Consider the following 14,704-nt stretch of genomic DNA (forward strand, 5'->3'; position numbering starts at 1 on the left):
AGTTCCTGACCCCTGCCCGAAGCGGCACCTGGATAGGCCCACTAGCGCTCTTCGCAACTGATCATCGAAAAGCATTGCCACGACCCCTCTGAACGGCAGGAAAGCGCCTCAGGGGGGTCGTGACGCGCATAAGTGCATCGTGTTTTGCGCGCCTCATTCACAAGCAGTTTCATATGCCCAAAAATAAAGGCAGAGCTTTGAAACGTGGCAGGTTAAGGCGCGCCTATTTGCCAATGACTTTCGCTGGCCGTTGGGGTCACTACCGGTCAGGCCGCTGCGACTGGAACCCCTGTGGCGCCCAAGGGCTGGGCCGATGGCTGGAGTGAGGCCGCAACACCCGAGGCAGACGAGCCTCCCGGACTCCTTTCCATAAAACGCGGGGCTCACGTCCCCCCCCCGCAGGTTGACTGCGGTCAACGTGTCCACGTATAAGCCAACTACCTGAGGAACGCTTTGACACGGCATCACCACATGCCGAGACGTCTGCGCACACCGCTGCTCATCACTACGGCCATACTGGTCGCGAGCGGCCCTCTGATGTCGCAGGCACTCGCTGCAGAAACCCCTACCCCAACCGATCCCGTTCATGGTGCGGCTGCGCCCGCCAAACCGAAGCCGTCGAGTGACCCCGGCCCGGCTCGGGTGGCGAATCCGGATACCAACCTCGGCAAGGACTGGAAGAAGAGCCAGGACCGGGCCGTGACCGGTGCGGCCGACGCGAAGGCTTACCGGATTCTCGTCGCTGATGAGGCGAAGGCGTACGACTGGAAGACGGTCGCAGCCCTTTCAGAGCCCGGCATGCCCGCCGATTCATGGATCGGCAACCAGTGCGTCATGGACCGCGACCACGTCGCCGCCGTGTACGCGCCCCGCGCGTTCACCAACAAGCCCGACCTGATGCAGGGCGGCGCGTTCACGGCGATCGTGAACACGAAGACGGGCGATGTGACGAAGCTGCCCTTCACCGGCACCCTCGCCTACTTCGACCCCACCTGCAACACCACCACGCACACTGCCGCCTTCACCCAGTACCGCGACATGAACGACGCGTCGAAAGTGAAGACGCAGGTGATCACCGTGGACACGGCCGGCAAATCGGTTGCCACGACGGGGGAGCTGCAAGGACAGGTGTCCTCGGCGGCCCCGGTCAAGGACGGCGTGGTCGCCGGCCTCGGCCGCGATCTCGTCCATATCGATGGCAAGGGCAAGACCCGCCGGCTCGCCACAGGCGACAGCATCCCCTTCGACATCCGCCCCATGACGGGGGACCGCATTGGCTTCGTGGACCGCAAGGACACCAAGACGGCCCAGGCGAAGGTGTATGACGGCCACGGCAAGCCGCGCACGATCGCCACCGGACGCCTCGGTGACCTCGACCTCGTACCCGGCGAACAGGGGCGCGCGTTTCTTACTGGTAAGACCAAGGACGCGAAGACGCAGGGGAGCGGCGTCACCAGAATCGATGCGCCGGCCGACACCGACGTCTCCTCCCATGGCCGCCTCGCCGTTGATCCCGTCCTCACCCCCGGAATCCGCGCCGGCCTGACCCGTATCCAGGGGGCCGGGAAAGGCTTCGACAAGGCCGACGAGCCCGAAGCGGGCGTGCGTGACCGCTCCGGGCAGGCCCCCAGCACCGCGGGTGACGCGGCTCCGCTCACGGTCACATCGACCGCCACGACGACGGGCAATAAGGTCCAGCAACGGGTCGTCGCCACGCAGCCGCGCACCGGTAACGTCCTCTCACCCGCTCTGACGGGCGCTTCCGCACCACGGGTGATGACGCGTACCGCAGCCGCCGTCTCCCACGATCCCCGGGACACCGACCGCTGGTGCTCCGTCTCCCGCAACGACATGAGCGCTCAGGCGCTGCAGCCGACGCCCAATCAGGTCGAGTGGGCGGTGGACATGGCCGTCCGCGGTGAACTGCGCAGCAAGTGGATCCGCCAGGGCGACTACCGCAGCCAGGCCGGCCTCGGCACGATCGACCCGCAAGGGCTGTTTCCCCTGCCGAAGCTGAAGGGCGGCGGCCGCATCCCCGCCAACGTTCTTCTCGGCATCCTGGCCCAGGAGTCCAACCTGTGGCAGGCCGAGAACGGTGCGGTACCCGGCCAGATGGGCAACCCGCTGGCCGCCACAGATGGCTACTACGGCCACAATCCCAAGGACACCCTGCTGGGCTACTGGCGCATCAACTGGAAGAAGTCCGACTGCGGTTACGGCGTCGGACAGGTCACCGACGGCATGCGCCTGGCGGGACACGAGAAGATAGACGAAAAGACAGGCCAGAAGACCGAGACGAGCCTCGACCCTAAGCTGCAAAAGCTCATCGCGATCGACTACGCCAGCAACATCGCTGCCTCCATGAAAATCCTCGCCGACAAGTGGAACGAGGTCCACGAGGACGGCCAGAAGATCACGGTCAACAACGACGACCCTTCCCGGGTGGAGAACTGGTTCACCGCCGCCTGGAACTACAACCTCGGCTTCAACCCCAAGTCGGCCGCCGCCAGCAACGGTGGCAACTGGGGCCTTGGCTGGTACAACAACCCGGCGAACCCCTTGTACAAGAAGGGCGCCTGGGACCACCCGTTCATGGACGTCAGCATCAACAAGAACAACATCCGTGACGCGGCCCACCCGCAGTACTGGCCCTACGAAGAAAAGGTGATGGGCTGGGCCGCCTGGTCCATCGACACCGGCTTCTCCTACGGCACGGACGGCCGCCAGGACTGGGTGGGCGATTCCGGGTTCTCTTCCGCCGGCTTCCGCCCCGCCTGGTGGAACAACGACGCTGCCCGCTCCCAAGTCAGCCCGCTGCTGGACACCTTCTGCAACGAGAAGAACGGCTGCAGCACCGAAACCCCGGTCGACTGCCCGGACGAGGCCTGCTACCGGAAGTTCTGGTGGAATCAGGAGAACGCGGTCTGGAAGGTCTTGTGCGAGCAGTCATGCGGGCATGAGAGCATCAAGTACGAGACCCTGCGTTCCGAGCCCGGGCGCGGCTATCGGTTGCAGAATGGTGAGCCGGTATGTGACACCGCACCGAAGGGCTCCGAGGTTGTCACGTCTATCCCCAACGGCACTCAGACCTGGTCGAAATGTGGATCGGCCTCGTCGAAGGGAAGTTTCGAGTTCACTTTCTATCCGGACTGGGACGGTAACTACGAGGCGAAAGCTGATCTGCATTCGATCGGAGGCGGCGACGGCGGTCACTTCTGGTACAGCCACACCCGTAACGAGGACAACCTTGGCGGCGACGGCAATCGGATGACGATCAAGGGCCAGTGGACACTCGGGCACAAGCTCGACTGGGCACGTGTGCTGGTGCATCTGCCCGACACCGGCGCCCATACCCGACAGGCCGCCTACGTCGTGCAAAATGCGGACACTAAGAGCAATAGGCGCCTGGTTCCGCAGCGCGCCGACCGGTGGGTCAGCCTCGGCGTGTTCCACTTCACGGGGACACCGCAGGTGGAGCTGTCGAACGTGACGAAGGACGGGACTGCGGACGAGGACATTGCCTGGGGCTCGGTCGCCTTCCAGCCCTTGCCCGGTAAGCCGAAGCACTCCATCGTCGCCATGGGCGACTCTTACTCCTCCGGAGAAGGAGCCTCCGAAGGCAACCGCGACTACTACCCGGAAAGCAACTACCGCGACAAGCAGAACGAGTCAACACGCAACGCCTGCCACCGGTCGAAGATGGCGTGGTCCCGGCAGGCTGCTGCGCCCGGCCTCGGTACGTCCATCGGAGCGCTGGACGACAGCCTCGACCCACGCATGGACTATCACCTCATCGCCTGCTCCGGAGCACGCACGTACAACGTGATGAATGTTCCCCAAAACGGCGAACTGGCGCAGGTGGAACAGGGGTACCTGGACCAGAACACAACGTTGGTCACGATGTCCATCGGAGGCAACGACACCCGCTTCACACACGTAATCCAAAAGTGTCTGATTTCTTTCGGCATCAAGACGAGCTGCGACGATGTGCCGTTCGAAGACGAGGACACGGACATCGGTGGCCGGGACAAGAAGTATCACGGCTGGCACTTCAGGCAGGCTCTGCCTGCACTGATCAAGGAGGTGGTGGCGCCGGATATAATGCGCTCCATCCAGGAGATCCACAAGAGGGCGGAGAACGCCAAAATTGTCCTCATGGGCTACCCGAAGCTGATCTCTGACAATGGTTCCTGTCTACGCCTAGGTGCGTTCGGCCTTTCGAAAGACTCGAATGCCTGGCTGGACAGCGTCGCGGGAGAACTTGCGGCCAACATGCAGAAGGTAGCCGACACCGCCAAAGCCGAGAACGATATCGACGTCCGATTTTCCAACCCGATCCCAGACTTCGAGGGAAAGGGAATCTGCGGCAACCCAGAGACCATTCACGGATTGGTCCTGCACACCGTGGACAGCGACAACCCGATCAAAGACTGGCCAATCCTGAGAGACTACGGATTGTCAGCCCAGTCATTCCACCCAAAGATCGCCGGTGCACGCCTATACGCAAACTCTTTGGAGCGCACCATGAAGGACTGGGTGCAGTGACCTCCAGGGTGTAAGCACTACCGTGAAGGGGCGGAAAGAATATTCTTTTCGCCCCTTCTGTCCTAGACGGACCGCCGCCCCGGCATCGCTGAGGCGGCGCGCTGACGCAAAGAAGGTGAATGACATACAGTCGTTGCTTAAAGGGGGATTCACCGCCCTCTTGGTCGCTGCTCTATTGCTAGGCTGCATTAGTCTTGCTCACCGGTACGGCATGGGAAGAAATGAGGAACAATTCCCGCTGATCCAGCAAGCCATATTGACTGGCATTGCGACTGTCTTCACGTTTATTGCCGCTCCTTTCCTGCTGTGGGCGGGAGCGCACTGCATGGCGGCCGGCAGCCCTGTAGGGCACTACGTGCTCAGCATGTCTGTGCTGTGGCTGCTAGCGGGCAGTGCCGCACTCATCGGCTTTGTGCAGGCGACTTACCCAACGCCAGGTGTGCTGATCTTCACGGGTACGGGCTACGTGTGCGCTGGTGCCCTGGCCGGATGGCTCGTCGGCCTCTAGCCGCATCGCGTGATGTTGAAAGGAGCATTCATTGACAGGCCACCCCAAGCGCCTGTGGCCCGCGTTCACAACGGGCTTGGCTTTACTGATCCTCACCTCCCTCGTGCGCGGCGTGTGTTGGGTGCTTGCCTCTGACCACATGCAAAGCGGGCATCACGACGGCGACAGCAACACGCCTGGCGAAGCCATAGGCGCCGATTTGCAGCACAAGGCCTGGAGCGTGTATCAGGGTACGGCAACAGCCGCCTTGGTCATCGTCGGTGTCACCGTTTTGTGGGCAGCCATCATAGTGTGGGTGAATCGCCGGGCCCGTCAGTAGTTTTCAATCGCCTGCGACGGCCCTTCACGCTCGATGATGGGGTCACCGCCGGTGCCGCTGCGATCGCTGCACCACTGACCGCGACCACCGCCTCCGTGCCATCCGGCGTCGGCTGGAACCAGACGGCGACGAGGGAAGCCCAGAAGCCGCCAGTACGTGATCTTGGGCAGATGGAAGCCTCGGAGGGTGCTGAAACGGTTCTCGTGCTCACTGCGGGCGTTGAGGTGCGCCGGGACTGTGGAGACGGCCGTGACGTGCGGGGTGTAGCAGTGCCGTCAAGCGGCTTTCCTGGTCCGCGGGGCACGCAGAGGGCCAGCGGTTCCCCGAATGGCTCTGCGGAAGGGCGCCGCCCTGCGCGGGGACGGGCTGGAGGCAGGCACGCTGGCGGTGCAGACCCGAACCGCACACCGGCACCGGGCCGCAGACCCAGGTGTGGCGCCTGGAGCCGCTGGCCCCGCGGGGAGAGGCCAAGGCGTTCGACACGCTGACCGCCACGGTGGTGCACCCCGGCGGCGGTGTCATCGGCAGTGCCCTGGCGGGGATGACAGGGCGTTCAAGCAGACGCTGGACGCGGGCGGGGGGCTGTTCGAGGCGACGGCCAAGGGCATCGCCGATCCCCGGGCGCCGCATGTGCGCTTCGACGGTTTCTGCGGCCAGGAGTTCATCCGCTTCTCCCAGCGCTACGGCATCGAGGCCGGGCCCAAGGTTTCGATCAACTGAGCACGCTGGCTGACTACTCGGGCGGCGTTGGGCTCACCTGCCCGAGCGGGTCGGCGAAGGCGTTGAACTCGCTGAGCGTCTTCAGAGCGCGAGGAGGCCAGGAGAACGTCTCTAGCACGGGCCACAACGGTTGTAGGGGTGGCGGTAAGAACCGTGTCACCAGCCGCAAGCGGCGGTGATCTTGGCGGGCATCCCTCATGCGGGTGAGCCGGGGGCCGTACGGCTGCGGTGCGTGAAGTCCCGCGAGGACGATCGGCGCTTGTGGCCCGTACCCCGTTGGACCTGGATGAGTTGGTCGAGCACTGGACGCTGCTGAAGGACGAGCAGGCGCTCGTGTCGGGCAAGCGCGGTGCGACGCGACTGGGCTTCGCTGTGTTGCTGAAGTTCTATACGCAGTACGGTCGGTTTCCCCGGAATCGGGCGGAGCTGCCGGGTGAGGCTGTGGAGTTCGTGGCCCGGCAAGTCCAGGTGCCCGGCTCCGAGCTGGAGTCGTACGAGTGGACGGGGCGCACGGTCGAGTACCACCGCGCGCAGATCCGGGAGCACCTCGGCTTTCGTGAGTGCAGCGTCGCGGACGCGGAGAAGTTGACGGCGTATCTGGCCGAGCATGTCGCGCACAAGGAGCGCAGGCCCGAGCAGGTGCGGGTGGAGCTGCTGGTGTGGTGCCGCGGAGAGAGCATCGAGCCGCCGACTGCGGGGCGGTGCGACCGGATCGTGGCGGCCGCGCTGAGGGCGGCCGAGGAGTCGCTGACGGCCTTAGTTTCCTCTCGTCTGGCCGCGGAGAGCATCGCGCGGCTGATTGCTCTGGTGGCCGCCGACACGGATCAGGACGAGGACACCGAGCCCGGCGATGGCGGGGCCCAGGGCGAGGACGCGCCACCGGTGTTGGGGAAGATCAAGGAAGCGCCGGGCAACGTGAGTCTGGAGACCATGCTCACCGAGATCGACAAGCTCCTGTCGGTACGAGCGATCGGCCTGCCACCGGACCTGTTCATCGACGTTGCGCCGAAGGTCGTGGCCGCCTGGAGGGCGCGTGCCGCTGTGGAGTCGCCTTCCCATCTGCGGACGCATCCCGTGGCGTTGCGGGTGACCTTGTTGGCCGCGCTGCTGCACGAGCGGGAGCGGGAGATCACGGACACGCTGGTGGAGCTGCTGATCTCCACGGTGCACCGGATCGGGGCGCGGGCGGAGAAGAAGGTCACCGAGCAGCTGATCAACGCGTTCAAGAAGGTGTCGGGCAAGGAGAACATCCTCTTCAAGCTCGCCGAGGCGTCGCTCGGCGCCCCCGAAAGGACGGTGCGGCAGGTCGTGTTCCCGGCGGTGTCTGGGGGTGAGTCGACGCTGCGGGAGCTGGTGCACGAGTTCAGGACCCGGGGGCCGGTCTATCGGCGCACGGTGCAGACCACGTTGAAGGCGTCGTACACCAACCACTACCGGCGCGGTCTGATCAAGCTGCTGGACGTGCTGGAGTTCCGCTCGTCCAACCACATGCACCGGCCGGTGATTGAGGCCCTGGCGCTGGTGGCACGATACGCGGGCGCCGGGAACACGACGTACTACCCGCTGGGCGAGACGGTGCCGGTCCACAAGGCGATGGGAGGGGACTGGGCGGAGGTCGTGCACCGCACGGACAAGCGTGGCCGGCGCCGGGTGGTGCGCATGGTCTACGAGGTCGTCGCCTTCCAGGCGCTGCGCGAACAGCTCAAGTGCAAGGAGATCTGGGTGGTCGGCGCTGACAAGTGGCGCAACCCGGACGAGGACCTGCCGGCCGACTTCGAGGCCCGGCGGGTGGAGAACTACCGGGAGCTGCGCAAGCCGCTGGACCCCGCGGTGTTCGTCGACGAGCTGCGCGAACAGATGACGGCTGAACTGGCCCTGCTCAACGACAAGATATCCAAGCTGTCCTGGCTGGACATCGCGGAACGCAAGTCCGGAGCGATCCGGCTCACGCCAGCCGAGGCCCAGCCCGAGCCGCGCAACCTGCGCAGGATCAAGGCCGAGGTACAGCGGCGATGGGGCATCGTGCCCCTGATCGACATGCTCAAGGAAGCGGTGCTGCGGACCGGCTGCCTGGACGCGGTCACCTCCGTCTCCGGTGGCGGCAGCCTCTCGCCGGAGGTGCTGGCCGAACGCCTGCTGCTGGTCATCTACGCGTACGGCACGAACACCGGGATCAAGGCGGTGGCGTCTGGCGGCCACGGCCACTCCGAGGACGAGCTGCGCTACGTACGCCGCCGCTACCTGTCGGCGGAGGCCGCTCGCGCCATCGCCGTCCAGATCGCGAACGCCACCTTCGCCGCCCGCAGTACCGAGCTGTGGGGCCAGGGCTCGACCGCGGTCGCCTCCGACTCCACCCACGTCCGCGCCTACGACCAGAACCTCTTCACAGAGTGGCACTCGCGTTACGGCGGTCGTGGGGTGCTCATCTACTGGCATGTGGAGAAGAAGTCGCTGGCCATTCACTCCCAGCTGATCAACTGCACCGCGTCCGAGGTCGCGGCGATGATCGAGGGCGCGATGCGGCACGGCACGACTATGGACGTGGAGGCCAACTACACGGACTCGCACGGCCAGTCGGAAATCGGGTTTGGTATCACGAGGCTGCTGAACTTCGACCTGCTGCCGAGGATCAAGCGGATCAACAAAGTGAGGCTGTACCGGCCGGTGGCCGGGGAGCCGGACGCCTACCCGCAGCTGTCCCCGGCGCTGACCCGCCCGATCCGCTGGGAACTTATCGCCCAGCAGTACGACCAGATGATCAAGTACGCGACCGCGATCCGGACCCGTACTGCGTCCACCGAGGCGATCCTGCGCCGCTTCACCCGCAACGCCTCCCACCCCACCTACGCGGCGATGCTGGAGGTCGGCCGCGCCCAGAAGACCATCTTCGTGGCCCGCTACCTGCGGCTGAGGGACCTCCAGCGGGAGGTCGAGGAAGGCCTGAACGTGATGGAGTCCTCCAACGGCGCGAACTCTGTGATCGCCTACGGCAAGGGCGGGGAGATCGCCTCGAACCGGCGCGACGAGCAGGAGATGTTCGTGCTGTGCCTGCGGATTCTGCAATCGGCCCTGGTGTACGTGAACACCCTGATGCTCCAAGACGTCCTGGACGAGCCGGAGTGGGCCGATCTGCTCACCTCTGCCGACCGACGCGGCCTCACCCCGCTGTTCTGGTCCCACGTACGCCCGTACGGGGAGGTCAACCTCGACATGGACGCCCGTCTGCGTCTCTGTGCGGTGCCCGCGTCCGGGCCGCGCGTCTTCTAGCCGACGCCGGCGACCGTGTGGCGCCCTCCCTGCACGGGTGTGGCGTTCCGGCTCGGCCAGCGCACAGGCACAGGCCGAGGGCCGTGCGGGAACAAACGCATCGAGGCTGCGGGGCCGGTTGCCGAGCGGTGCGTGTACCAATGAGGCGGACTGCGCCCACGGGACGCCAGGTACCCGATTTGCGACAACTTGCCGGAACCTGTGGACCACGGCGGGGCGTTGTCGTGGGCAACACCACCGCGTACGGGCCCCCGGCGGCGGGTTCCGGGGAGGAGAGCGGCGTGACGCACCGCTGGAAGATCACCCTCATCGTCGTGGCCGTGGCCGCGATCGTCTCCATGCCACTGTTCTGGCTGCTGGGCAGCCCGGGCGCGGGGGAGTTCGCCGGTGCGTCGGTGCAGGCGGCAACCGGCGTCGCGGCGCTGCTGTGGGCGGTGCTGTCGGGCCCGCCGCAGCGCGCCGGGATGCGGGATGAGGCCCGCCGTACCGGCGCGGCCGTGGCCCGGGGCGGCGGCCTCGCGGTCCCGGGGATCAGGCGCCCGGGGGGCCGCGGCGACACCTCGGCGATCGTGGAGGGCACGGGTTCCAGCACGGCGTCCGGTCGGGGCAGCACCGCCGTCAGCGGCATCGACTACAGCGATGACCGGCCCGGACAGCGTCCGGACGAGGAAGGAACGGACGCATGACCGCCGCGGGCCGACGCCCGCACCAGTCCGCGGACACCGCCGAGTCGCGGGTGGCGGTGGCCCGTACCGGTAGCGCCGGGGCCGCCTCCGAAGGTACGGCGGTCACCGGCTACCACGGGTCACCCCCCAGCACCGGCGGCGCCCCCGCTGCCCAAATACAGGTCTCCGGGACCGGCAACTCGAACGCCACGGGAGAAGGGAGCCTCTCCAACACCGGCTACATCGACAAAGTCAGCGTCGAGCGGCTGACCGTGGTGCAGGGTGTCCCCCGGGAGCCCGCTGCCTGGCCGCACCAGGTCGGCCCGATCCCCGGCCGGGCGCAGTCCTTCCAGCATCGTGCCGAGGCCGACCGGCTGCAGGTGGCGGCCGACGGCGGCGGCACCACCGTGCTGGGGCAGGTCCTGACCGGCATGGGCGGCGTGGGCAAGACCCAGCTCGCCGCCGACTACGCGCTCACCGCCTGGGACAACGCCTCAGGCGACTACCTGGACGTTCTGGTCTGGGTCACCGCCAGCACCCGCCAGGCCATCGTGGACGGCTATGCGCAGGCCGGCATCGAATTGTGCCGGGCCGACCCCGACGACCCCGACCAGGCCGCCCGGTGCTTCCTGGCCTGGCTGACGGCCAAGGCCGGAGCGCGGCCGTGCCGGTGGCTGATCGTCCTGGACGATGTCGCCGACCCCGCCGACCTGGTCGCCCACCCGGACGATCCCGCCGCCCGGTACAGTCTGTGGCCGCCGGCCAGCCCGCACGGCCGCACCCTGGTCACCACCCGCCGCCGCGACGCCGCCCTGACCGGGGACGGCCGCCACCGGATCGACATCGGGCTCTACACCCCGGCCGAGGCCGTCGCCTATCTCACCGCCGCCCTGGCCGCCCACGGCCGCCACGAGCCGGACAACCAGCTCACCGCCCTGGCCGCCGACCTCGGGCACCTGCCCCTGGCCCTGGCCCAGGCCGCCGCCTACCTCATCGACTCCGGCGACGACGCGGCCGCCTACCGCGACCTGCTGGCCGACCGCACCACCACCCTCACCGACCTCTCCCCCGACGCGCTGCCCGACGCCCAGGCCACCGCCCTCGCCGCCGCCTGGTCCCTGTCCATCGACCGCGCCGACACCCTGCGCCCGCCCGGCCTGGCCCGCCCCATGCTCCAGCTCGCCGCCCTGCTCGACCCCAACGGCATCCCACAAGACGTCCTGACCAGCGAACCCGCCCGCACCTATCTCACCGAACACCGCACCGCAGCCGGCCAGGACCCCACCCCGCCACCGTCGTCCGTCCCCCGCCGGGACGCGGTGCGCGCCCTGCGCGCCCTGGACCGGCTCAGCCTCATCGACCACACACCCGACGCCCCCCACCGGGCCGTCCGTATCCACCAGCTTATCCAGCGCGCCACCCGCGAGGCCTTCGTCCCTGCCCTCACCTCCGCCGAGCAGGACCGGTACGTCCACACCGCCGCCGACGCCCTCCTGGCCGCCTGGCCCGACACCGAACGCGACACTGCCCTGGCCCAGGCCCTGCGTGCCAATATCACCGCGCTAACCCGCCACGCCGAGGACGCCCTGTACCGGCCCTACGTGCATGCGGTGCTGTACCGCACCGGCAATAGTCTCGGTGAAGCCGGGCAGGTCGCCGCCGCCCGAGACCACTACCAACAGCTCACCGACACTGTCGCCGCCCGCCTGGGGCCCGACCACCCCGACACCCTCACCGCCCGGCACGTCCTCGCCCGGTGGCGGGGGGCGGCGGGGGATACGGTGGGCGCGGTTACGGCTTTGGGTGAACTACTAGCTGACCAGCAACCAATCCTCGGGCCAGCGCATCCCGCCGTACTCGCCATGCGGGCCGATTTCGCTCATCTTTCCGGGAAGTCCGGAGACGCCTCCGGAGCGGCAAGCGCAGCCGAGAAGCTGCTCGTGGACCAGACGCGAGTTCTGGGCCCAGACCACCCTGGCACCCTTGGAGCTCGGGGCCTCCTCGCCTACTGGAAGGGGAGGGCAGGAGATGCAATGGGCGCTGTTAGCGATTACCGTGCTCTGCTGGCCGACGAGGAACGAGTACTGGGTCCATACCACCCGAACACGTTGACCACGCGGAATCACGTCGCTCGCTGGCGGGGTGAGTCGGGAGATCGGGCAGGAGCTGCCGCAGCCAGCGCTGAACTCTTCGAGTTAGTGCGGCATGTGTTGGGTTCCGACCATCCGGTCACTCTCTCTACACAGATCAGCCTGGCTCGTTGGCGAGGAGAGGCCGGAGACGCGGCCGAGGCAGTCGCCGCGTTCGCCGAACTGCTGAAAACGCTGCAAAGGTTGTGGGGCCCGGATCACCCCGACACGCTGGCCACGCGCGGACAGTTGGCCCGATTCCGTGGCAAAGCGGGGGACATAGACGGAGCCGTCCGTGACTATGCCGCACTGCTCGCGGATCGGAGGCGAGTGCTGGGTCCGGATCACCATCACACTCTTATTACTCGACAGTATCTCGCGCGTTGGCGCGGAGAGGCGGGAAACCCGGCTGGAGCGGCTGCGGCCCTTGGGGCGTTACTGACGGATCAGCAACGGGTGCTGGGGCTGGACCACCCGCACACTATTGCCACGCGCCATGCCCTTGTCCACTGGCGAGGACGGGCGGGGAGCGATGTGGCTGGCGCTCAGCAATCGACCGATTGTTGAGCAAGATCAGTAAGCGGCGGCGCACGGCCGGATCGGCGTCGGATCACGCCCATCAAACGGTGTCAGAAAGTCGATGTGCTCAAGAACTTGAGGGGCACCGTTTTCTGTACGATCTGGCGGGTGCAGCCACCCCAGGACGACGACACCGCCGATCTCCTCGCCCCCGTACCGGCCGTACGAACCGGCGGCCTCGTGGGATACGCACGCGTGTCCACCAAGGGGCAGTTGCTCGACCGGCAGATCCACGCACTCACCGAAGCAGGGTGCATCCGGATCTTCGCCGACAAGAAGTCCGGCAAGAACGCCGAACGCGAGGAACTGTGGAAGGCCCTCGACTACCTGCGCGAGGGTGACACCCTCGTCGTCCCGTCGCTGGACAGGCTCGGCCGTTCTATCCAGGACCTCATCGCGTTCGTGTCCGGCCTGCGCAAGCGTGGCGTCGGCTTCACCTCGCTGCACGAGGCGCTCGACACGACCACGCCCGGCGGACGCCTGGTGTTCCACGTGTTCGCGGCCCTGGCGGAGTTCATCCGCGAACTCATCGTGCAGGCACCAACGAGGGCCTGGACGCCGCCCGCGCCCGCGGCGCCCGACTCGGCCGCCCGCCGGCGATGACGGAGGAGCAGGTACGCCATGCCCGCGACCTGCTCGCCCGCCCGGAGAACACCGTTACCTCGATCGCGAAGCTCCTCGGCGTCTCCAGGAACACGATCTACAACTACGTGCCCGAGCTGAAGGGCGGTCGCCTCGCACTCGCTGAGGCGACGAGCACGCCGGAACTGCCCCAACCCACCAGGTCCGAGGACTGATCACCGCCGTTTGCGGCTGGTGACAGAGTTCTTACCGGCACCCCATAGCGGGCGACATCGGTGCGCAGCGTCAGCTGCCCGGCCGCGGCAGGCCCATGACGAGCAGCCGTCGGCCACGCTGTCCTCCAGCGCGACGAGAGCATCGCGGGCGCGGCCCTCACCTGGAAGCGTTCTTCAGGTGCATGTACTACGTGGTCATGCGGTCGGCGGAGGTCATCCACCTCCGGCTCGATCAGTGCCATCTGCCCGATAATGGCTGGGGATTGGGGATTGGGGATTGGGGATTGGGGATTGCTGAACCTGTCCGGTGGCGTCGTTGCCTCGGGCAAGGAGTGGATGGACGACGGCGCGGTGCGAGGTGCACTCGCTCAAGCGCCGCGCGGCCACCGCGACCCGGCCGGTGCCCATCCCGTCGCAGTTCGTGCGCATGCTCAATGCCGCACATCGAACGCTTCGGCGTGGCACCGGACGGGCGGCTGTTCCGCAACAGGGTGGGCAACTACGTGGACGCTGCGGCTTATGGAACGACATGGGCGCGGGCGTGCGAGTCAGAGCATCTAGGTGTTCTTCCGTCACTACGCCAAGTTCTTGGACGAAGTCCGGGAGCAGGCCAACCGGCTCATCGAGCAGTCCATGTAGGAGTGGGACCGCGTCAGCGGAGGAGGCGCTCCTGCGTGGTGAACCGAATTTTGGTCCGTGACTGGTCCGGAAGAGCTGGTCAGAAGGGGTGTAGCGGTGGGAGAAACTGGGAGGAGCCACGCAAAACGAATCTCGCCCCGAGTGAGATGAGAAGAAGGCGCCTGACGGGCAAAAGCCCAGGTCAGACGCCTTTTTCTGTGCGCTCAGAAGAGCCCGAGAGCCTTCGGCGAATACGAGACGAGGAGGTTCTTCGTCTGCTGGTGGTACAGGGCTCATCGTGGTGGCGACCTGCTGTGATGCTGGCTGCGACCGGCGTTGGGGGAGTGTTGATCCGTGTATGGTCCGGACCTTGGTCTCAACCCCGACTACTCAAGTGTGGACGGTTTCTACGCTGGTCTCCTGAACAGCGGTGATGCGCTGGCTGCTTGAGCTCGCCATCCTTAGACGTCATTTCGTTTGGTGTGATCTTGCGGCAGTCTGGGATGGTGACTGCCCCTCTTGTCGAGCGGATGGTGCCGGACAGCCTGTGGGAGCTG

At 66.7% G+C, this 14,704-nt stretch carries 6 protein-coding genes and 1 pseudogene; all 7 read left to right on the forward strand.

All coding sequences use genetic code 11. The features are described from left to right. Positions 1 to 471: 471 nt before the first annotated feature. The 7 genes and pseudogenes from ADK86_RS26260 to ADK86_RS26290 all read left to right on the forward strand — a co-directional run bounded on the left by ADK86_RS26260 (position 472) and on the right by ADK86_RS26290 (position 13,529). Entirely contained in the window at positions 472 to 4,545 is a 4,074-nt protein-coding gene (locus ADK86_RS26260) for an SGNH/GDSL hydrolase family protein (RefSeq protein ID WP_053698823.1), read from the forward strand. A 115-nt stretch (positions 4,546 to 4,660) separates the two neighbouring features. After that, positions 4,661 to 5,053: a hypothetical protein gene (locus ADK86_RS26265; protein ID WP_159393967.1), complete on the forward strand. Its 393-nt coding sequence runs from the start codon at positions 4,661 to 4,663 to the stop codon at positions 5,051 to 5,053. A 31-nt stretch (positions 5,054 to 5,084) separates the two neighbouring features. Beyond that, positions 5,085 to 5,372 (forward strand): hypothetical protein, encoded by a 288-nt coding sequence (locus tag ADK86_RS26270; RefSeq protein ID WP_053698825.1) that lies wholly within the window; start codon positions 5,085 to 5,087, stop codon positions 5,370 to 5,372. A gap of 981 nt (positions 5,373 to 6,353) precedes the next feature. Then, the gene (locus ADK86_RS26275) at positions 6,354 to 9,359 is read left to right on the forward strand and encodes a Tn3 family transposase (RefSeq protein ID WP_053698826.1); all 3,006 of its coding nucleotides are present in this window, start codon (positions 6,354 to 6,356) and stop codon (positions 9,357 to 9,359) included. A 224-nt stretch (positions 9,360 to 9,583) separates the two neighbouring features. Then, a complete protein-coding gene (locus tag ADK86_RS26280; RefSeq protein ID WP_324611418.1) occupies positions 9,584 to 10,045 on the forward strand; it encodes a hypothetical protein in 462 nt (153 codons plus the stop codon). Further along, the gene (gene fxsT / locus ADK86_RS26285; RefSeq protein ID WP_053698827.1) at positions 10,042 to 12,720 is read left to right on the forward strand and encodes an FxSxx-COOH system tetratricopeptide repeat protein; all 2,679 of its coding nucleotides are present in this window, start codon (positions 10,042 to 10,044) and stop codon (positions 12,718 to 12,720) included. Before ADK86_RS26280 ends, fxsT begins: the two co-directional genes overlap by 4 nt. Positions 12,721 to 12,912: 192 nt before the next feature. Beyond that, a pseudogene (locus ADK86_RS26290) lies at positions 12,913 to 13,529 on the forward strand (recombinase family protein). Positions 13,530 to 14,704: the final 1,175 nt, after the last annotated feature.

The sequence above is a fragment of the Streptomyces sp. NRRL F-5755 genome, assembly GCF_001279365.1.
Lineage (GTDB): Bacteria > Actinomycetota > Actinomycetes > Streptomycetales > Streptomycetaceae > Streptomyces > Streptomyces rimosus.